Source organism: Natrialba sp. SSL1 (assembly GCF_001861355.1).
Lineage (GTDB): Archaea > Halobacteriota > Halobacteria > Halobacteriales > Natrialbaceae > Natrialba.
Genome location: NZ_MASN01000041.1, coordinates 103736 through 124184 on the forward strand (window position 1 = coordinate 103736; position 20449 = coordinate 124184).

Here is a 20449-nt window from a genome sequence, read left to right on the forward strand (position 1 = left end):
TCGCCGAACAGGAGTAAAATATTACTCCAAATACATATGTTGTACCCGTTTGAATCGACACCTACCTGTAATGTCGACTGACCCCTCCCGCCGGCAGCTTCTCGCCGGCTCGGCGCTTCTCGGAACGGCATCGCTCGCCGGGCCGCTCACGGATCTTGCCGGTGCTGACGTATCGCCATCCGAACTGTCTGAGCTGGGTGAACGCTCGGTGCACAACGGAACCGGACGAAGCGAACCGACCACCGCCACACTGCACGCACAGCAAGACGAGGCCGAACTCGACCTAGAGCTGGATCCCGACGCCGTCGAGTCGTTCGTCGACGACGCACTGGACACGGCCCTCGACGAACACGATATCGTCGGCGCGTCCGTCGCCGTCGTCCACGAGGACGAGGCCATCCTCACGAAAGGATACGGCGTGGCAGACGACGACACGGATGAGCCCGTCGACGCCGCCGAAACACGCTTTCGAGTTGGGTCGGTTTCGAAACCGATCGTCTGGACGGCCGCGATGCAACTGATCGAGGACGGGCAGCTTGATCCATACGAGGACGTGACGACATATCTCGATTCCGTCTCGATTTCTGAAACACACGCCGAACCGATCACGATGGCCCACCTCGCGACGCATACCGCCGGCTTCGAAGAGCGGTTTCAGGGAACGTGGGTCACCGACCCCGACGACGTACGGGACTTGCCGACAGTGCTCTCGGACGAACAGCCGGCCCGCGTCCGGCCACCCGGCGAGGTGATCGCCTACTCGAACTACGGCACCGCACTCGCCGCCCAGGTCGTGGCCGATATCGCCGGCACACCCTTCGGACAGTACGCTCAGGAGAACGTCTTCGACCCGCTGTCGATGACGCAGTCGTCGTTCGCACAACCGTTCCCGGACGAAGCGGTGAGCGAGAACGTCGCCACGGGGTACAGCGCACTCCTTGGATCGCCCCAGGAAGCGCCCGGGCTGCTCGTCGAGTTCGCCCCCGCTGGCTCGATGACCGCGTCGGCGACCGACATGGCGCAGTTCATGCGCGCACAGCTTGGGGACGGCTCGCTTGGCACCGACGATAGTCGGGTACTCGAGTCCGATGCCATGTCCCAGCTCCAGGAGCAGTGGTTCACCCACCACGACGCGCTCGACGGCTTCACCTTCGGGTTCATCGAAGGCACCGTCGGTCCGCAGGCACACCGGACGCTCGAGCACAACGGCCACATCCCGGGTTCGTTCTACAGCGATCTCTGGCTGGTTCCCGCGGCCAATCTCGGCGTCTTCGTTACGTACAACACCGACAGCGGGGCGGTTGCAAGCGGCGAGTTCCGCGAAGCGTTCGCTGCTGAATTTCTGCCCGAAGCCGACGAGGAAGACGAGCCGACGCCAGACGAGCCCGACGGCCCACCCACTCGCGCCGGCGAACTCGAGGGCACCTTCCGCAGCGTTCGGGTCGTCGAGACGACGATGGGAAAGCTGCCGTCGACGGTGCAAGCGGCCAGTGCCGATGTCCGCGTCGACGACGACGGCTTTCTCGTCACGGATTTCGGTGGGGGTCCCGACCGCTGGGTAGAGGTCGAGCCGCTCCGCTTCGAGGCGGTCGAGGGCGATACGCGGCTTGCCTTCGGCGAGCGAGATGGTGACGTTCGATATCTCTTCCTCGATTTCCAGGCGTTCGAACGCCAGTCGTGGCACGAGTCGCTCTCGCTGCACGGCGGAGTCGCCGGCGCGACGATGCTGGGAATGCTCTCGGGGGCCGTCGGTTGGCCGCTAGCTCGTGGCTGGCGGCGGTTCCGCGGTGACTGCGGTGGGAGCGGCGGTGGCGGCGATAGCGGGAGTGAGAACGAGCTTTCCGACGCAACTACTGGCGAGGCCGGCACCGATTCCGCTGCGTCAGCACCGAGTGGTGTGACTGACGCGGAATCGCCGTCTGAGACGCAGCAGATCGACGACTCGGCGGCTTCGAGTACTGCGGGTTCGGACAGCGCCAGTCCTGAGTCAGACGGGGACTCGAGTGCGTCCGTAGCCGAGGAGTCACGATCGAAGTCGGTGTCCCAGCCGCAGACACGGACACAGTCCCAGACCCAGTCCTCGCAGTCATCAACACCGCTTCACAACGCAGGCTGGGCGCGCTGGGTCGCCGGCAGCTCGATTGGGGCGCTGTTTGGTTTCCTCGCCGGCACTGTCGTGCTCTACCTGTTGCAGCCGTACACACTACTCAGTAGCCCGCCGACGAGCTTCCAGCTGCTCGCCGTGTTACCGCTGGTCGGCGCGCTCGGAACGGTCGTCGCGGCAGGGTATGCCGTCCAGTCCTGGCGGCTCTCGTGGTGGACGTTGCGCTCGCGGGTTCACTACACGCTCGTCGTGCTCGCAACGGCTGTCTTCTGCCTGCTGTTGGGGTACTGGAACCTGCTCGCGATTCCGTTGTAGTCCACCGCCTGTTCCGGGTCGTCAGAAACGAACCTCGCAAGTAAAACGTAAAAACAGCGTTTCCATCGGAATCGGCCGTCCCGAGACGAGTTACTGCACCTTCTCACCCACGACAGCGTCGTCGTGAGTCGTCAGCAGATCCGCTTCGTCGCCCGCCGCGAGGATCATGCCGTTCGATTCGACGCCGAACAGCTCCGCGGGCTCCATGTTTGCGAGCAGGATGCACTTCTCGCCCGGCAGTTCGTCGAGGTCGTGCAGTTGCTTGATGCCTGCGACGACCTGTCGCGTCTCGAAGCCGATGTCGACCTCGAGCTTCGCGAGGTCGTCTGCACCCTCGATCCCCTCGGCCGACTCGATGCGACCGACGCGGATGTCGAGTTCCTGGAAGTCTTCGAAGCCGATACGCTCCTCGAGGAGCGGCTCGAGGTCGCCGGTGGCTGCGTCTTCGTCTTCATCTTCGTCTGCCATAGCAGCCGATTCGTCCGACGCGGTGTCGTCGCTTTCGGTTTCCTCGTCTGCGTCGCTCTCGTCATCATCGCCGGCCGCCGCAACTCGCTCCTCCAACTTCTCGTTCAGCTCCGCCACGCGATCGTCTTCGATCTTTTCGAAGAGCTCACCCGGCTCGTCGAAGTTTCGCGGCGGGGACTCGAGTGCGTCCTCGAGATGGGCGTCTGCAACGTCGCCGTCTTCGCCTAACTGCTCCCAGAGCGCCTGGGCTTTGTCGGGGGCGATGGGGTCGAGAAGGACGCCGACGGCCTTGGCGATCTGGACGCAGTCGCGGATGACCTGTGCGGCCTGCTCGGGGTCGTCGTCGGTGAGCTTCCAGGGCTCGTTGCGCTGGATGTACTCGTTGCCGAACTGGGCGAGCTGCGTTGCGGCCTGGCCGATGCCGCGCAGCGAGTAGTCGTTGACGGCCTCGCGGGTTTGGCCAATGGCACCCTCGATACGCTCTGTGACTTCTTCGGAGACGTCTGCCTCTGGCGTGCCCTCGTAGTTGCGGTAGGCGAACAGCAGCGATCGGTACCAGAAGTTGCCGACCGTTCCCACTAACTCGCCGTTGACCTTCTCCTGGAAGGCGTCCCAGGAGAAGTCGACGTCCTGCTGGAGACCGCCCGTCGTGGTCAGGTAGTACCGCAGCAGGTCGGGGTGGAAGCCCTCCGCTAAGTACTCCTTCGCCCAAATTGCACGATTCCGGCTGGTAGAGAGGCCCTTGCCGTTGATCGTGATGAAGCCCGTTGCGGCGACTGCGCGGGGCTTGTTGTAGCCTGCGCCCTCGAGCATCGCGGGCCAGAAGATGGTGTGGTGCTGGATGATGTCGCGGCCGATGACGTGGACGATGTCACCGTCCTCTTTCCAGACGCGCTCCCAGTCGTACTCGTCGGTGCCGACGCGGTCTGCGTACTGCTTGGTCGAGGCGATGTACTCGACGGGGGCGTCGACCCAAACGTAGAGGACGATGTCTTCCGTGGTCTCGCTATCTCCGTTTGGATAGTCGATCCCCCACTCCATGTCGCGGGTGAGACACCAGTCCTGCAGCCCCTCTTCGATCCACTGCCGGGGCTGGTTGCGCGCGTTCGAGGTACCCTCGAGTCCGTCCAGGAACTCGGTGAGGAAGTCGGCGAACTCGGAGACCTCGAAGAACTTGTGCGTTCGGTCGCGGTACTCCGCTGCGTTGCCGGTGATCGTACTCGTTGGGTCCTCGACCTCGCCCGGTTCCAGGTGGCGCTGGCAGCCCTCGTCACACTCGTCGCCGCGGGCCTTCGCGCCGCAGTAGGGACAGGTTCCCTCGACGTAGCGGTCGGGCAGATACTGATCTGCGTCGGGGTCGTAGGCGACCTGAATCTCTTTCTCGTAGATGTACCCCTCGTCGTCCAGCGTGCGGACGATCTCCTGGGTCAGTTCGGTGTTCGTCTCGTCGTGGGTGTGGCCGTAGTTGTCGAAGTCGACGTTGAACTTCGGGAACGTCTCCTCGTACTGTTCGTGCCACTCCATGGCAAACTCCTCGGGCGAGACGCCCTCCTCCTCGGCGTTGACGGCGACCGGCGTGCCGTGCATGTCCGAGCCGGAGACGTAGGCCGTCTCCTGGCCGAGCGTCTCGAGTGCGCGCGAGAATGCGTCTGCGCCGATATACCCCCGCAGGTGACCGATGTGCAGGTCGCCGTTGGCGTAGGGCAACCCGCAGGTCACGACGGCGGGACGATCCGTCGGAAATGCGTCGTCAGTTGTTGTTGAATCCGTGCTCATATGCGTGTTCTGTCGGTGGCGGGCGTAAAACCCGCCGGTTTGGGATTGGGTTTGGGTTCGGTCTGCTCGCTTCGCCAGTGGTCTCGCTCACGAGTCTGCTCGTCAGTCGGCGGTGAGCAGTAACCGGAAAGCGGGAAGCGGTAAACGGTGACCAGTGCCCCGTGAGCAGAGCAGTGGTCCAATCGATCGAACCGAGTTTCGCGCCACGAGGAACCCGTATGACCGGATGCGGTCGTGATGCTCTACTCGGTGACGGCGCTGTCGCTACATTCGCATTGGGCGAGAACAGACGGGAACGAGAGCGCACGTCGTCATCTGTATCCAATCCTAGACGGTCCGCGTCCATAACTGTTGGTACTCGAGTACTCCTCACCGACACGGCCCCAGGTCATCCGTCGTCGCCATCGGTAGCAGTGCCGTCGTCAGACCCGGCAGCCGGCTCCGCGTCCCAGATCGCCGGAAAGAGATCCAACCGGCTCCCGAGCAGCAATCCAGCACCCATCAGCCCGAACCCACCGAAGGTGACGAGAAACGTCAGCAGATCGAAATCGACGACGAGCGCGACGGCGGCACCGACCCAGGCGAGCCAGCCGAGCGCTTCCCAGGGCCGCCCGCCATAGAGCCGCCAGACCGACAGCGAGAGAACGAACCCGCCGAAGGCGGCTGCAACCGCGATTTGCTCGAATGACAGCGTCAACGAGGCGACGGCCAACAGTGCGAAGCCGACGAGCGCAACGCCATCGATCCGATCGAGCGCCATACACACCTCTCGCGGCGGCGATGATAAACGAGTATCGAAACCAGCATCACGTCGTCGCGGCTGGTGTCTCCGACTCGGACTCGAGTGCATCGATCTCAGCGACGAACGACTCGAGTTGCGCTCGCGTCACGTGGGGCATGCAGACGACCCGGAGTTCGCCGCTGCCGGTGCTGGAAATTCGCCAGCCGGCCTCGCGAAGCGCCTCGAACGTGGCCTGTGGCAGGTCGGCTGCGACGAGCGGGAGTTCGGGATCGACGACGTCGTACCCCAGGGCTGCCAGTTCGGCCGCGAGCCACTCGGCGTTGGCCTGCGAGCGCTCGTACTGCTCGCGGTAGCCGTCGGGCCAGAGTTCGGTCATCGCGGCGACGGCGCTGGCGACGCCGGCACCCGAACGGGTGCCGGTGAGCGTCGCCTGCGAGGTGGACTCGAGATACGGCGTGTCGACGGCGAGTTCGTCGAGCAGCGTCTCGTCGCGGACCAACAAACCGCCAGCGGGGACCGCGGCCTGGCCCATCTTGTGGGGGTCGATCGCCATCGTGTCGACGGGTGCGTGGTCGAACTGCCATGCGTGGTCGGTAAAGGGCAGGACGAACCCGCCCCAGGCGGCGTCGACGTGGAGCAGTGCGTCGACGGACTGTGCAATCTCGCCGAGTTCGGGAATCGGATCGACGCGACCGTACTCGGTCGTGCCGGCGACGCCGACGACCATCGCCGTGGTTTCGTCGACGCAGGCGCGGACGGCCTCGAGATCGACGCGGTGGTCGTCGTCGGTGGGGACCAGTTCAAGGTCGACGCCGAGCACGTTCGCCGCCTTCTGGAAGCTGAAGTGGCCCGATTCGGGCATGACGACGGTCGGCGTCTCGGGTGTCTCGGGTGTCCCGGACATCTCGCCTCCCGTAGCCGTCGTTCTGGCGCGCTCGCGGGCGATCCGAACGGCCTGAATATTCGCCTCCGTGCCGCCGCTCGCGACGTAGCCGGCGGGGTCATCGAGACCGGCGACCTCGCCCAGCAGTTCGATGGCCTCGTCCTCCAGGGCCGAAATCGTGGGGTAGGTTCCCGGATCGCCGGGGTTCGTCGCGAGAAATCGTTCGGCCGCCTCGCGCGCGACCGGATGGGGTGTCGTACACATCGAGGAGAGCACCCGGTCGAACGCTTGGGGCTCGCGTTGCATATCTCGTCGGTGGGTCGTCCGGCGTTTAGTCGTTGCGTTTACCGACTCTCGGCGTGAAAGGAGCCCTGACCGGAGCCGAAGACGTGACCGGACGGAGCGCTGTTAGCGAACCGAATCGAGCAAGAGCTTCTGTTCGACGCGCTTGACCTCGTGCTGGACGTCGCGGACGGCGTCGATGTTCGCCGAAATCGAGCTAATGCCTTCGTTGACGAGGAACTGCGCCATCTCGGGCTTCGAGCCGGCCTGGCCGCAGATGCTCGTGTTCACGTCGTGCTCGCGGCAGGTCTCGATCACGTCACCGATCAGTCGCAGCACGGAGGGGTGCAGTTCGTCGAACCGGTCTGCGACGTGCTCGTTGTTCCGATCCACGGCGAGCGTGTACTGCGTGAGGTCGTTCGTGCCGAAGGAGGCGAAGTCGATGCCCGCGTCCGCCATCTCCTCGACTGCAAGCGCGGAGGCTGGCGTCTCGATCATCACACCCCACTTGCGCTTCTCGGGGTCGATGCCGGCTTCTTCCATCAGGCGCTTGGCCTGATAGACGTCCTCGGCGTCGTTGACCAGCGGGAACATGATCTCGACGTTGTCGTAGCCCATCTCGTAGAGCCGGCGGAACGCCTCGAGTTCGTGGGCGAACACGTCGGGACGGTCGAGCGAACGGCGGATGCCGCGGTAGCCGAGCATCGGGTTGTGCTCCTCCGGTTCGTCTGCGCCGCCCTCGAGTTGCCGGAACTCGTCGGTGGGCGCATCGAGGGTGCGGGTACGGACCGGGCGCGGGTAGAACTCGTCGGCGACGCCGCGGATACCCTCGACGAGTTCGGTAATGTAGGCGTCCTCGCCGTTTTCCTCGATGTACTTGGCTGGCGTCTGGTTCAGCGAGAGGATCATGTGCTCCATGCGCAGCAGGCCGACGCCGTCGGCACCGGTCGCGGCCGCGCGTTCGGCGGCTTCGGGGATGGAGACGTTGACCTTCACCTCCGTCGCGGTCATCGGTTTGACCGGCGACTGTGGGCGGACCTCCTCGACTGGTTCGGTCTCCTCCTCGGGTTCGACTTCCTGTCCCTCGAGTACTGCGCCCTTGTCGCCGTCGAGCGTGACGACGCGGCCGTCCTCCAGAACGGTCGTCGCGTTCGTCGTGCCGACGACGGCGGGGACGCCGAGTTCGCGCGAGACGATGGCGGCGTGGCTGGTCATGCCGCCCTCGTCGGTGACGATGCCGGCGGCGCGTTTCATCGCCGGCACCATGTCGGGCATCGTCATCTCGGTGACGATGATGTCGCCGTCGCTGACCTTGTCGAGGTCGTCGAGTTTCGTGACGATCCGGGCGGCCCCGCTGACGGTGCCGGGACTCGAGCCGAGGCCGTCAACGAGCATGCCGCCGGAGCCGGACTCGGCCCCGTTCGTGTCGGCACCTGCGGCGTCGTCGCTACTCTCGGCGGCCGCGGCACTGCCGCTTCCGTCGGTGATCCCCTGTGTGGCGTCGATACCGCCAGCGGCCGATCCCGATGCGGCGTCGGCCGCGCTCTCGCTGTCGTCGATCGTCGTGATCGGGCGGGACTGGAGCATGTAGACGTCGCCGCCGGCAATTGCCCACTCGACGTCCTGTGGGGTCTCGTAGTGGTTCTCGACGCGCTCGCCGAGGTCGAGCAGGCGGTCGATTTCCTCGTCGTCGATAACGCGGGCGTTCCGCTTGTCGTCTGGCACCTCGCGCTCGACGGTTGTGCCCGTCTCCTCGTCCTTCACGTGCATCACCTTCTTTTCGGCGACGCTGACGTCGACCGAGCGGTCTTCGCGCTCGACGACGTAATTGTCCGGCGAGACGGCCCCGGAGACGACCGCTTCGCCGAGCCCCCACGCGGCCTCGATGATCATCGTCGGATCGCCAGTCGAGGGGTGGCTGGTGAACATCACGCCGGATTTCTCGGCGTCGACCATCTGCTGGACGACGACGGCGATGTTGACCGCCGAGTGGTCGAAGCCCTGCTCCTGGCGGTAGTAGATCGCTCGCTGCGTAAAGAGAGACGCCCAACACTCACGGACGCGCTCGAGCAGGTTCTCCTCGGTCACATTGAGGAACGTCTCCTGCTGGCCCGCGAACGACGCGTCCGGCAGGTCTTCGGCGGTCGCGGAGGAGCGAACGGCGACGAACGCCTCGCCGTCCCCAACCTCGCGATAGGACTCCAGAATTTCCTCGCGCAACTCGTCGGGGAACGGCGTCTCGAGAATGAGTTCCTGTGCGCGGTCTGCTGCAGCCGCGAGCGCACTCGAGTCCTCGACATCGACGTCGACGGCGGCGAAGAGTTCCTCGTCGATCTCGGCCGATTCGATGAACGATCGGTAGGTTCCGGCGGTCACGACGAAACCTGGGGGGACGGGGAGCCCGGCTCCGGTAAGTTCGCCAAGGGAGGCACCTTTGCCGCCGACTTTCTCGAGGTCGCCGGCGCTGATCTCGTCCAGCCAGAGTACAGCCATCTGTAGTCGTGTGGACACCGGATTCGATTAAGAAGGTTGCGAACGAGGGGCATGTTTCGCAACTCGGAACTGAATGAACCATCGGACGGCGCGGCGATTTTCACCGCGGTTTGTGATCGAGAAAGCGACAGTTAGGCCTCGAGGATCTCGTCCTCGTCGTCCTCGGGGATCACGATCGAACCATCGAGTGTGGTCACACCGCGTCCACCGACGCGAACCGTGGTCCCCTCGAGTTCCACTCGCACGTAGCCAGGCCGGTCGACGTAGTGGCCCTGCTCGAGTCGGAGTTCCTCCGGCAGGTCGTCGTCGAACGCCCCGAAGTGATCGAGGTAGGCTGCGACTGCGCCGCTCGCGGTGCCGGTGACGGGATCTTCGGGGATGCCAGCACCAGGCGCGAACATTCGTCCGTGTAGCGTCGACTCCCGGTCGAGCGCGTCGAACGTAAACAGATAGACGCCGGCCGCGTCGAACTCGTCGGTGAGTTCCTCGACGGCGGCCATATCGGGCGCTGCGTCGCCGAGATCCGAGAGATACGTGATCGGAACGACGAGGAACGGCAGCCCCGTCGAGGACACCGCGAGAGGGATGTCATCGCGCGCGCCCTCGAGTGCAGCCTGCTCGACGCCGAGAACCTCGGCGGCGCGGGCGTAGGAGAGGTCGACCTCACGGACCTGCGGCGCGTTCTGGGTCATCCAGACCGTGCCGTCCTCGCTGACGTCGATGTCGAGAACGCCGACGTTCGTCTCGAGTGTGGTGGTGCCAGGCTCCAGACCCTCGTCGTAGAGGTGGGCGAACGAGCCGATGGTTGCGTGGCCACAGAGGTCGACCTCCTGTGTCGGTGTGAAGTACTGGACGCGGTAGTTGGCCTCGTCGCTCTCCTGCAGAAACGCGGTTTCGCTCACGGCCATCTCGTCGGCGATGGCCTGCATCTGGCTCTCCGAGAGGTCGTCGGCCTCGGGGACGACGCCGGCCGGGTTGCCGGTGCACGGGTCGTTGGTGAAGGCGTCGACCTGTAGAATTCGAGTGGTCGTCGTCGTGCTCATACGGTGACGTTTCACGCGGGGATATTCCATCTTTCCACTCGCGTTCCGGTACCGGGCCAACTGCACCTGTTGCACACCGACTTTCCGTGGCTACTGTCGGCAACGGATGGACTACGTTAGCGAGCGGATCGTCGGTTCGTGAAACCCAGTCAGCTCTCAGCTGTCAGCAGCCAGTTGCCAGCTGGTGGCCGTCAGTCGTCGCTCTCGGCCGGCGTCTCCGCAGTCTCCTCGAGTTCACCTTCGGTTCTATCGTTCCCGGTGACTCTCTCGACACTATCGGCTGGTCCGTCGTCACTGTTTGCGCCGAACAGTTCCGACGCCGCACCCTCGTGGGTGCCGACTGGTGGGAGATTGACCTCGGCAGCGGGGGACGACTCGAGGTCCGTTTTCGTGTCCGTCTCGAGGGCCGCCATCTCGCCGGCCGCCCGTGCGTCTTGGTCGATCCGCATCGAGCAGAACTCGACGCCACACATGGAGCAGAAGCGCGCCTCCTTGTAGTTATCCTCAGGGAGCGTCTGGTCGTGGTACCCGCGCGCCCGGTCAGGGTCCAGTGCGAGTTGGAACTGCTCGCGCCAGTCGAACGCGTATCGCGCTTCCGAGAGGGCGTCGTCCCAGTCGCGTGCGCCCGGTCGTTCGGTCCCGACGTCGCCCGCGTGGGCGGCGATCCGGTAGGCTGCCAGCCCCTCGCGAACGTCCTCCTCGTCTGGCAATCCGAGATGCTCCTTCGGCGTCACGTAACAGAGCATCGCCGCGCCGGCCTGTGCCGCCATCGCCGCGCCGATCGCGCTCGTGATGTGGTCGTAGCCGGGCGCGATGTCGGTCACCAGCGGCCCGAGGACGTAGAACGGTGCGCCGTCACAGACCTCCTGCTGGCGCTCGACGTTCTCGGCCACCTTGTGCATCGGGATGTGGCCCGGCCCTTCGACCATCACCTGCACGTCCTTCTCCCAGGCGCGGCGAGTCAGTTCGCCCAGCGTGTCGAGTTCGGCGTACTGGGCTTCGTCACACGCGTCTGCGAGCGATCCCGGGCGGAGGCTGTCTCCGAGACTGAACGTCACGTCGTGCTCGGCGAAGATCTCACAGATTTCGTCGTAGACCTGAAAGAGCGGGTTCTGTTCGCCGTTCTCTTCCATCCACTTCGCCATGATCGAGCCACCGCGGGAGACGATTCCCGTGGTTCGGCCCTCGGTCAGCGGGAGGTGCTCCGCCAAAATCCCGGCGTGGATCGTCATGTAGTCGACGCCCTGCTCGGCCTGTTTTTCGATGATCTCGAGTAGTAGGTCTGTGGTAATCTCCTCGGGACTCTCGGCTCGTTTGACGGCCTCGTACAGCGGCACCGTGCCGATCGGAACCGGTGAGTGCTCGACGTGCATCTCACGAATCTCGTCTAAGTCGGTTCCCGTACTGAGATCCATCACCGTATCCGCGCCGTAGTGGACCGCCGTGTGGAGCTTCTCGAGTTCGGTCTCGCGATCGCTCGTCGTCTCGCTGTTGCCGATGTTGGCGTTGACCTTCGTGGCGAACTCGCGGCCGATGATCATCGGATCGAGTGCGTCGTGATGCCGGTTGGCCGGGATTACAGCCTGTCCATCCGCGACTTGCTGGCGGACGAACTCAGGGTCGCGGTTCTCGCGGGCGGCGACGCGCTCCATCGCTTCGGTTACGGTTCCGTTCCGGGCGGCTGCTAGCTGGGTTCGGCCCATGAATAACTAGGTTGTATTACTAGATTATAAATCCGGCTTTCATCGTTCGGGTCCATTGGATACTCAAGTGAGGTAAAGGGAGTGAGAGGCGGAGCAATTCCACTCAAACTACTCAGAGTGTCACCAATGAACACATTATTCCTAGGTGATTTCTCTGTGCAACAGTTCGGACACCGAATTGCTCAGCGTGCGAAATACACGGTTCCAAGCGCCCTCACGGCCTGTATCGGTGGATGGGTGAGGAATCCCTTCGCTACTCTCAATTCCGATTTGCGTTAGTTGACGCGACTTTCCGTTCAGTTTGGCGTTCGAATCCACCTAAATCTGCAGCAAGCCGTGTACAAAATCTGAATGGTCTTGACAACCTATATCGATGGGCTGCAATCGATCGATTGTACTCGAGCTAACGGGTGAAAAGATATGTTCAGTGACACTGTCGCGTTGAGCAATAGCAGACCAATTCATTGTGACGTGAGAGTCGATGAGTAAGCGAATTTACAGTTTGGATTCGATGCGGATCATCGCGATGGGATTCGTCGTTGCCATTCACACCAATCTATTCAGAGGGGTCGGAACGTACGGCGACATCGCGAATTTCGTGATCGACTCGACCGGCCGGTTCGTCGTGCCATTTTTCTTCCTGACCTCCGGCTATCTGTTCGCCTTGAAAACGCTACATCGGGACCCGACGCTGTATGTGTTCGAACGGGTTCGAACGATCGCCTCGCTCTACGTGTTCGGACTCCTGCTCGCTGCGCCAGTGTTCCTCGTTGGATCGATTACTCAAACCGGTCTCGACGACGGATCACTGTCGGCTACGATCGGTACCGAACTGGCTGGGTTCCTCTCGCCGGCAAACCTCCTCTACTACGGGGATTCAGTCTCCGTTATTCTGTGGTTCCTGCCGGCGCTCGCGTTCTCGCTGATGTTCGTCTACGGGTTCGTTCGATTCGACAAAACGTCGTACCTGCTTCCCGTTTCGATCACATTTCACGTCGTTGGCCTCTTCGGTGCAAGCTACACGATGCTCGTCGACGTTCCGTTCGAAGTCAGGGACGCGCTGTTTTTCGGGTTCTTCTATACGAGTGCGGGCTACATATTGCATCGCATTGACTGGCACCCGTCCGCTGACCGAAGCCGATTCCTCCTCGGCGCAACCGCTCTCTTTGCCGTCGTGCACGTGGCAGAACGGTATGCTCTCGGCTACGTCCTTCCCGGCTCGTCGGTCGCCGACGGCGTCTACACCGCGAGCTATACGATCGGAACGGCACTGGTGACGATCTCGCTGTTCCTGTTTTTGCTCTCTCGGCCGACACTCAGCAAGAACACGCCACTTCCTTCGTGGGGGAAGTATGCCGTCGGTATCTACGTCGTTCATCCTGCTGTTCTGTACCCACTCGAGCGACTGGATCAGATAGCGCAACTGGCGGGATACGATATTGGAAACACGCTCCTGTGGCACCTCACGCTGACGCCTGCAGTCTTTGGCGTCTCACTGCTCATCTACATCGGGGCGCTCAAAGTGGGTGCTATCGAGGGTGGACGCGTTCGATTCCCGCGAATCCTGCCGTTCCAGTCACGACAGTACGAATCGAACTGATCGTCGTTCGGTATCCACGCATGGTTCGCAGAGCTGCTCCAGATGGGGCGCGTTTCAGCCCACTTATGGGGATTGCCCCTCTCTGTTCACCCAGGTGGCCACCAGATGTCCGATCTACCGGACGATTTCGACTGTACGATAACGAACTGGGAATACATCTACAGCCTGTGTCGCGACGTCAGCGACGAGGTCCGTCGCGACGAGTTCGACCCCGACGTCATCGTCGCGCTCGCACGCGGTGGCTGGTTCGCGGGCCGATGTCTCTGTGACTTCCTGGGGCTGAACGATCTGACGAGCCTGAAGATGGAACACTACGTCGGCACCGCCGAGAAGACCGGCGAGCCGACCGTCCGCTACCCGATGCCGGAAGGGAGCGTCGAGGGCAAGGACGTGCTGATCATCGACGATATCGCCGACACTGGCGGCTCGATCGAGCGCGCTCACGAGTACGTCGAGGACCGAAACGCTGGCGAGGTCCGCACGGCGACCCTGCAGCTACTCGGCACGAGCGAGTTCGATCCGGACTACGTTGGCGAGCGACTCGAGGAGTGGACCTGGATCGTCTATCCCTGGAACTTCATCGAGGACATGGTCGACCTGGTTTCGGGTGCGATGGAACAGGCCGAGCAGGAGTCGTTCTCGGCGGACGAGATCCGCCACTACCTCGCCGAGTTCCACGGCATCGAGCGCATCGAGATGGAGATCGCCCAGCCTAACCGGGTGACCGAGGTGCTCTCGGAGATGGAACGGCGCGACGTAATCGAGATGACCGAACCTGGGAAGTGGGCGTTGTGTACGGACTCCGAAACGGAAACGGGGTCGGAGTCGGAGCCCGAGTCAGAAACGGAGCCAGAAACGTAAGAGCGACCGACGCTCGGCCGTCTTTTGCGGGGATCTTGACCGTTGTCACAGCCGTTCGAATCGATGCACAGCCGTTTGCGTCGACACACAGCCTCGCTCACCGAGCGACCGGTCCGCATCGACCGCGGCGAGACCGAGGCCTGTGTTCGTGGCCAAGCACGATACAGAGCCCGTGGAGGACGAGCAAGCCGAGCAGCGCGAGCGACTGGTCGGTGGCCGTCGGTGTCGGAATTGACAGCAGGGATGGCCCGACTAGTACCGGGAGGTACGCGGCCGGGAGGACGACCGCGATCCAGAACGCGAGCGTGCACACACCGGTTCGCAGTCTGGCGGCCGCTCGCCGCAGCGAGTCTCCGATCTGGGAGGACGACGGGACGTTCAGGAGGGGGATAGCGGGCGGCATCTGTCGTCTCTCACTCGGTTCCAGGTTTCTCCGCAGCGTTCACACCGGGACACGCCATGCGCGTCGACATCGTCACCGACTCGAGTGCACCCGCCGCGTCGAGTTCGACGCGGGTCGTCGAGCTGTTACAGTCGAACTCACCCGTGTCGATCTGCGTCCGGTCGACTGCGTCAGAATCGAGGCGAGCGACCGTCAATTCGTACTCGCCGCTCTCTGGGATGTCAACTGCTGCGGTCGCATCCGACTCGAGCGTGTAGACGCCGTCGAAGAGCGGCGATGATGGGCTTTCCGCCGCAGTATCGATCAGCACGCGCGTCGGTCGCGTCTCGTCAGTCGGGTTGTGCACGACGAGCGCGTGTCCCGGTCCAGATTCGGTCCCGTCGGACTCGAATCCTGCTGGAGCGGTCGCCTCGTTTTCGCTCGTCTCGCCCGTATCGACGGTCGCCGTCACGACACCGCTGCAGGCCATCAACGTCGAGGCGACGTGTGACGTGATCTCTTCGTCCGTCACCGCAAGCGTCGCCGTCGTCTGATTACAGTCGAACTGCTCGTACCCGATCGACACCGACTCCGTCCGTTCTGGCTGCTGTTCGGTTTCCGGGAGCACGACGCGGGCCGTGTACTCACCGAGCTCCGTCAGCGCCACGTGAACGGTTGCATCCGGTCCCAGTTCGAACGCCTCCTCGAGTACCGTCGTCTCGTCGCGCTCGACGACGAGCGTGGGCGTCTGTTCCTCGCTCCTTCGATTCGCGAGGACGAGTTGGACCGGCTTCCGGAGACCGGTCGACTCGAGTGTCTCGTCGCCGAGCTGGCGGTCGACGGTCGTGTCGGGGTCGACAGCAGTCGGTGAGTCGTTTTGGGTGGACAGCGGTTGTTCGCCGGGGTCGGACGCGCGTTCGCTTGTTCCGCCCTCGCTGTTAGGGTTGGGTTCTGAACCTTCCACTGGTGTTGCGTCTGTTTCCGAGAGGCAACCGGCCGCAGTCACTCCAAAGCCAATACCGATCGATGCGAGAACGGTTCGTCGTTCCATACAGTCACGATAGAGCGGGTACCCCTTCCACCTAGCACAGAGTCAAGTGCGTTTTTTAGTCTGTGTGTATCGGACCGCCTCACTGCATACTGGTAAGTCCGCTGTGTGTCAGACGGCCGTTGTCAGTCCGTTTTGGGCTGCTTCCGATCTGTCCGAGGATGCACCAACGGACAGGTGACCGTCGCAGGGACTGCCGTTACGCTGGCTTGCCGCCTTCGGTCTGCCCGCTCATCGGCCGATACTGTGTCCAGTACCACCGGGCGAGCCACAGACAGATCGCGACCAGCCCCGCCGCGAGCACGAACCCGCCAGGACCGGTAGCGAACGTGAGAAGTGTCTCCTGAAGCGTCGGCTCGGGTGGCTCCGTGTGACGAAGCGCTACCGGCGCTGGCTCCTGTGGGCCGTCCCATCGGGTGTGAACGACTGCACTCACCAGTCCGACGACGCCGACTCCTCCGAGCACGCGCTGCAACGCGCTCGCGAGCGACGGCGTCGCGTGATCGGGCCCCGCGTACAGCACCAGCGATCCGTTCGCCGGTGCGTAGACGTCCATCTCGCGACCCTGACTCGAGTACCAGGTGCCGGCGACGACGACTAGGTCGGCGTCCACGAGTCGCTCGAGGTGGTAACTGACGTTCTGTACCGACGCATCGAGGTGATCGGCGAGATCCGAGGCGGTTCGTGGCTCCTCGTACAGCAACGCGAGGATTGTCCGTGCAGTCATCGAAGAGACGGACGAGAGGATATGGTCTGCGTCCGAGTCAGTCAGTGCAACCAGTTGCGGCTCGGTTTCAGGGTCGTCCAGCGCTGACGCGGGCTTGCGTGGAAAGAGAGAAGCCATCCTATCGGTGTGACATTTTCACCGCAGTCGTATAGCCGTGCGTGAGACTCAAAGTGGTCTTTGAGTTTGTGAGAGTGACCCAATCAAAATGAGGGCTCAATCGAGGGTCGGCTCCCCTTCTTCCGGCGCTGGCGACTCTCGTGACTCGGTGGGCTCGTCTTCACCTTCCTCGTCGACGATCGACTCCTTCCACGTTCCGCGGGTGAACCACGCGGTCGCCGCGATAGCGCCCACGATATCTCCGGTGACGACACCCGCCCAGATCCCGGTCGGCCCCCAGCCGGCAACGAAGGCCAGATAGTACGTCACGGGCACCCGGACGAGCCACAGGCCGAGAACGGCGAACGCGAGCGCCGTCTTCGTGTTCCCCGCGCCGCGGAACGCCCCCTGGACGACTTGCATGACGCCCATGAAGACGAACGCGACCGCGGAGAACTGCAGGTAGGTCACGCCATAGTCGATAATCGTCGCGCGTCCCTCTTCCTCCGCCAGCAGGAACACCGAAACGAACGGCTCCGGGAACAGAAACGCAACCAGTGCCGTGACGAACATGATCGAGCCGACCACACCCGCAGCTATGCCGACGGCTCGTTCTGCGCGATCCGCCATCCCCGCGCCCAGATTCTGCCCGACGATCGAGTCCGTCGCCTGCCCCATCCCGAGCGCCGGCAGGAACGCCAGCGAGACCAGCCGGTTCCCGAGGCCGTACGCCGCGACGACCTCCGGCGGGAACGTCACGACGATCGCCGTCATCGCGACCAGCGCCATCGCCGTCATCGACTGCTCCAGCGCCGTCGGGACGCCGAGGCGCGTGATTTCTCGGACGTACTCGAGTCGGGGCCGGATATGAGCAGCCTCGATTTCGGGGCCGACGTCGGTGTAGTACAGCAGGTAGAAGCCGATAGCCGTGGCGACGCCGCGGGAGATGACGGTCGCGACGGCCGCACCGGCGACTTCGAGGCGAGGGAGTGGGCCGACGCCGAAGATGAGCAGCGGGTCGATTGCGAGGTTGATGATGACGCTGATAAACATCACTCGCATCGGCGCGCGCGTGTTGCCGTAGCCTCGCATGAGCGCGACGAAGACGAAGAAACCGAACACGAACGGCAGCCCCAGGAAGAAGATCTGGAGGTACTCTGCCGCGAGCGGGATGATCGCCTCGTCGGTCTGCGGGTCCGAGGGCAGTGCCTCGAGCATCGGGACGGTGAGGAAGTAGCCGAGAATTCCGAGTCCGACGGCGACAAGCGAGATGAACGACAGTGTCTGGCCAGCGATGATGCCGCCCTCGTCACTATCCGCACCCGTGTGCTGGGCGATCAAGATCGCACCGGCCGTCGTAAAGCCGCTGCCGACTGCGATCAGGAGGAACAACAGCGGGAACGCAAGGCTCACCGCACCGACCGCGTCGCCTGAGAGTGCGCCGAGCCAGATCGTGTCGCCCACGTTGTAGGCGACCTGCAGCAACTGGATGACGACGAGCGGCCAGGCCAGCTTGAACATCGGACCGATCAGCTCTCCCTCAGTGAGAGAGCCGCTGTCCGAGTTCTCGCTGGAAGACATACCGGATCACAGTCGTTCATCGTACTTGACCACTTGGGAGATATGGTATCGTACTGCGTACTTGTCCGCGCATGCGCAAGGAATGCATCTGGAGACCCAGACCGTTGACAGTGGTCCGAGAGACCCGGATCGTTTACAGTGACTCGCCGTCCACGTGCCAGCATGACCATCGGCGTCATCGGCGGCAGCGGCATCTACGAGGCACTGCCACTCGAGAATACTCGCACTGAATCAGTTTCGACACCCTACGGCGAGCCGAGCGAAGACGTGACGCTCGGTGAACTCGCCGGCAACGAGGTCGCGTTCCTGCCGCGCCACGGCGAGGATCACCAGCACACGCCGACGGACGCGCAGTACCGCGCGAACATCTACGCACTCAAATCAGTCGGCGTCGATCGCGTCATCTCGACGAACGCGGTCGGGAGCCTGCGCGAGGACCTGCCGCCACAGACCCTCGTCGTTCCGGATCAGACGTTCGACCGGACGAAACACCGCTCACCGACGTTCTTCGGTGACGGCATCGTCGTCCACATGGGCTTTGCCGAACCGTACTGTCCCGCGATGGTCGACCACCTCGCGTCCGCGGCCGAGGCGGCGACCGACGCGGAAACGAAAACCGAACAGGGCGGCACCTACGTCTGCATCGAGGGTCCACAATACTCGACGCGCGCCGAGAGCGAGTTCTACCGCGACCAGGGCTGGGACGTCGTCGGCATGACGACGATTCCAGAGGCCAAACTCGCCCGCGAGGCCGAACTGAGCTACGCGACCATCGCAGGCATCACCGACTACGACGTCTGGAAGCAGGACAGTGAGGTCACACTCGAGGAGGTACTCGAGAACGCCGCGGCGAACCATGAGTCGATCAATGCGGTGATCGAAGCGGCGATTCGGACGATGCCCGAGGATTTCGAGAGCGACGCCTGGAGTGCACTCGAGGGAACGATCAATACGCCGACGGAGGCGATCCCGGAGGAGACGCGCGAGCGGGTCGACCTGCTGGTCGGCGAGTATTTAGAGAAGTGATTTCCTCTGCCGGTTTCGGGATCGGCTGTTGTGAACGGCGCTCTTGCAGGGTGATCGGAGCAGAGCTGACGATCTCGTAATCCGATCGCTGTGGTTATGATACTCTCGATACTCTCGATAGTAATGCAATCCTCGTAACTGTAAATGGTCGTTGATAAATACTGAAGTCGGATTCCGTTGGAATACTAACTATGTCGCAACGCCCGACACAGTCCCCGTGTGGTAGCGACGATCGAACGACCCCCTCCACGCTTCGCTCCCGACGGTCGGTTCTGTACGGTGGCACAACAGCCACAATAGTCGCCATGGCTGGCTGCCTCGACGGACAGGAGTCGAGCGAGGACGAGAACGGAGCCGATGACGACGATACCGACAACGGAGACGACACAAGCGGAGAGGGTGACGACTCTCAACAGGAGGAACTCGAGGACGAACTGTTCGCCGTGCTGGACACCTACTTCGAGGCCTCTGCGGAGGGCGACCTCGAAGCGATCGACGACGTGATGCACAGCCTGAACCCGCTGAATCCGGCCCAGTGGGAGGAAGAGGACTGGGAGTATCAGGGCGGCGACGGCGAAGTGCCGTCCCCGTTCGAGGGTGAACTCGTGACCGCAGACGGAACCGTCGACGACGTGCTCGAACTCGAGGACGCCGCGTTCTGGTTCCAGGAATCCGATCTGGAGACGGAACTCAACGGCGAGGATATCGCGCTCGTTCGGGCCGACGAGGAGTGGCTCGACGCCGAGGCTGAGACGCTCGATGGCGACGGCGGCGCGGGCGCTGAAGACGGCGAAGACACTGGTGCCGGCGTCTCACACACGTTCGAAGAGGAGCTCGGGACCGTGGTCTGGGCACTCGTCCCCGAGGGCGACGAGTGGCGGATCCTCTATATGGGGGCCGAAGACGATACGCCCGAGGATCCCACCGAACTCTTCGAGGAGGAAATCATCGACGACGAACAGGATGTCATCGCAGAGATTGACTGGGAGTACGAACAGGAGGGCCAGACCGGAGCGACCGATGAGGATCAAGACGACCTCTTCGCTGATGTCGAACTGGCGCGCGTCGTCTTCACGGACGAGCCCGGTCTCGAGGCCGACGCCGTTCGAGCCGACTCCACGATCGAGGGCAGTCATATCGAGTTTGGCGATACCTGGTCGGGTGCCTGGGCGACGATCGGCTACCACCCAGATGGCGATCAGATCGTGGTCAGAATCGCCCAGGACGGCGAAGAGACGGTCGTCCACCGAGAACACTACCTGCCTGAAGGGGACGACGAGGGTGGGTCTGCCGACAGCTGATCGAACCGAACGGCGGTT

Annotated in this window: 15 protein-coding genes; 5 read left to right on the forward strand and 10 right to left on the reverse strand. The window is 63.4% G+C overall.

Features of this window, described 5'->3' with window-relative positions; all coding sequences use genetic code 11:
* The first annotated feature begins 70 nt into the window (after positions 1–70).
* On the forward strand, positions 71–2419 hold the full coding sequence (locus BBD46_RS15925) for a serine hydrolase domain-containing protein (RefSeq protein WP_071402672.1): 2349 nt from the start codon (positions 71–73) through the stop codon (positions 2417–2419).
* 90 nt (positions 2420–2509) lie between these two features.
* On the opposite strand, the gene metG is transcribed toward BBD46_RS15925, so the two are convergent.
* From metG to thiC, 6 genes are all read right to left on the reverse strand, one after another.
* The gene (metG, locus tag BBD46_RS15930) at positions 2510–4663 is read right to left on the reverse strand and encodes a methionine--tRNA ligase (protein WP_071402673.1); all 2154 of its coding nucleotides are present in this window, start codon (positions 4661–4663) and stop codon (positions 2510–2512) included.
* Between the two features lie 388 nt (positions 4664–5051).
* Positions 5052–5423, reverse strand: coding sequence for a hypothetical protein (locus tag BBD46_RS15935; protein ID WP_071402674.1), 372 nt, complete (start codon positions 5421–5423; stop codon positions 5052–5054).
* A gap of 46 nt (positions 5424–5469) precedes the next feature.
* Positions 5470–6594, reverse strand: coding sequence for a tyrosine decarboxylase MfnA (gene mfnA, locus BBD46_RS15940; RefSeq protein WP_071402675.1), 1125 nt, complete (start codon positions 6592–6594; stop codon positions 5470–5472).
* A gap of 102 nt (positions 6595–6696) precedes the next feature.
* Positions 6697–9063, reverse strand: coding sequence for a phosphoenolpyruvate synthase (gene ppsA, locus BBD46_RS15945; protein WP_071402676.1), 2367 nt, complete (start codon positions 9061–9063; stop codon positions 6697–6699).
* Between the two features lie 131 nt (positions 9064–9194).
* A complete protein-coding gene (locus tag BBD46_RS15950; protein ID WP_071402677.1) occupies positions 9195–10106 on the reverse strand; it encodes a PhzF family phenazine biosynthesis protein in 912 nt (303 codons plus the stop codon).
* 191 nt (positions 10107–10297) lie between these two features.
* A complete protein-coding gene (gene thiC, locus BBD46_RS15955) occupies positions 10298–11809 on the reverse strand; it encodes a phosphomethylpyrimidine synthase ThiC (protein WP_071402678.1) in 1512 nt (503 codons plus the stop codon).
* Between the two features lie 481 nt (positions 11810–12290).
* On the opposite strand from thiC, the gene BBD46_RS15960 reads away from it, so the two are divergent.
* Positions 12291–13409: an acyltransferase gene (locus tag BBD46_RS15960; RefSeq protein WP_071402679.1), complete on the forward strand. Its 1119-nt coding sequence runs from the start codon at positions 12291–12293 to the stop codon at positions 13407–13409.
* A 105-nt stretch (positions 13410–13514) separates the two neighbouring features.
* Positions 13515–14270 (forward strand): phosphoribosyltransferase, encoded by a 756-nt coding sequence (locus BBD46_RS15965; RefSeq protein ID WP_071402680.1) that lies wholly within the window; start codon positions 13515–13517, stop codon positions 14268–14270.
* A gap of 97 nt (positions 14271–14367) precedes the next feature.
* Here BBD46_RS15965 and BBD46_RS22285 read toward each other — a convergent pair whose 3' ends face one another.
* The 4 genes from BBD46_RS22285 to BBD46_RS15980 form a co-directional block, all read right to left on the reverse strand.
* Complete coding sequence (locus BBD46_RS22285; RefSeq protein WP_139173644.1) at positions 14368–14673, reverse strand: hypothetical protein; 306 nt, start codon at positions 14671–14673, stop codon at positions 14368–14370.
* Positions 14674–14683: 10 nt separating this feature from the next.
* Positions 14684–15703 carry a hypothetical protein gene (locus BBD46_RS15970; protein WP_071402681.1) on the reverse strand — a complete coding sequence of 340 codons (1020 nt, stop codon included), beginning with the start codon at positions 15701–15703 and terminating at the stop codon, positions 14684–14686.
* 196 nt (positions 15704–15899) lie between these two features.
* Positions 15900–16544, reverse strand: coding sequence for an ArsR/SmtB family transcription factor (locus BBD46_RS15975; RefSeq protein ID WP_071402682.1), 645 nt, complete (start codon positions 16542–16544; stop codon positions 15900–15902).
* A gap of 96 nt (positions 16545–16640) precedes the next feature.
* Positions 16641–18104: an MATE family efflux transporter gene (locus BBD46_RS15980; RefSeq protein ID WP_071402683.1), complete on the reverse strand. Its 1464-nt coding sequence runs from the start codon at positions 18102–18104 to the stop codon at positions 16641–16643.
* Positions 18105–18266: 162 nt separating this feature from the next.
* On the opposite strand from BBD46_RS15980, the gene mtnP reads away from it, so the two are divergent.
* On the forward strand, positions 18267–19130 hold the full coding sequence (mtnP, locus tag BBD46_RS15985) for an S-methyl-5'-thioadenosine phosphorylase (protein WP_071402684.1): 864 nt from the start codon (positions 18267–18269) through the stop codon (positions 19128–19130).
* Positions 19131–19435: 305 nt separating this feature from the next.
* Positions 19436–20431, forward strand: coding sequence for a hypothetical protein (locus BBD46_RS15990; protein ID WP_171908223.1), 996 nt, complete (start codon positions 19436–19438; stop codon positions 20429–20431).
* The last annotated feature ends 18 nt before the right edge of the window (positions 20432–20449 follow it).

Bases quoted from the DNA above. Each gene is read 5' to 3' on its own strand.
- BBD46_RS15950 (WP_071402677.1), bottom strand. From the start codon at position 10,106: ATGAGCACGACGACGACCACTCGAATTCTACAGGTCGACGCCTTCACC.
- BBD46_RS15980 (WP_071402683.1), bottom strand. From the start codon at position 18,104: ATGTCTTCCAGCGAGAACTCGGACAGCGGCTCTCTCACTGAGGGAGAG.
- BBD46_RS15960 (WP_071402679.1), top strand. From the start codon at position 12,291: ATGAGTAAGCGAATTTACAGTTTGGATTCGATGCGGATCATCGCGATG.
- BBD46_RS15935 (WP_071402674.1), bottom strand. From the start codon at position 5,423: ATGGCGCTCGATCGGATCGATGGCGTTGCGCTCGTCGGCTTCGCACTG.
- BBD46_RS22285 (WP_139173644.1), bottom strand. From the start codon at position 14,673: ATGCCGCCCGCTATCCCCCTCCTGAACGTCCCGTCGTCCTCCCAGATC.
- metG (WP_071402673.1), bottom strand. From the start codon at position 4,663: ATGAGCACGGATTCAACAACAACTGACGACGCATTTCCGACGGATCGT.
- BBD46_RS15970 (WP_071402681.1), bottom strand. From the start codon at position 15,703: ATGGAACGACGAACCGTTCTCGCATCGATCGGTATTGGCTTTGGAGTG.
- ppsA (WP_071402676.1), bottom strand. From the start codon at position 9,063: ATGGCTGTACTCTGGCTGGACGAGATCAGCGCCGGCGACCTCGAGAAA.
- thiC (WP_071402678.1), bottom strand. From the start codon at position 11,809: ATGGGCCGAACCCAGCTAGCAGCCGCCCGGAACGGAACCGTAACCGAA.
- mtnP (WP_071402684.1), top strand. From the start codon at position 18,267: ATGACCATCGGCGTCATCGGCGGCAGCGGCATCTACGAGGCACTGCCA.
- BBD46_RS15925 (WP_071402672.1), top strand. From the start codon at position 71: ATGTCGACTGACCCCTCCCGCCGGCAGCTTCTCGCCGGCTCGGCGCTT.
- BBD46_RS15965 (WP_071402680.1), top strand. From the start codon at position 13,515: ATGTCCGATCTACCGGACGATTTCGACTGTACGATAACGAACTGGGAA.
- mfnA (WP_071402675.1), bottom strand. From the start codon at position 6,594: ATGCAACGCGAGCCCCAAGCGTTCGACCGGGTGCTCTCCTCGATGTGT.
- BBD46_RS15975 (WP_071402682.1), bottom strand. From the start codon at position 16,544: ATGGCTTCTCTCTTTCCACGCAAGCCCGCGTCAGCGCTGGACGACCCT.
- BBD46_RS15990 (WP_171908223.1), top strand. From the start codon at position 19,436: ATGGCTGGCTGCCTCGACGGACAGGAGTCGAGCGAGGACGAGAACGGA.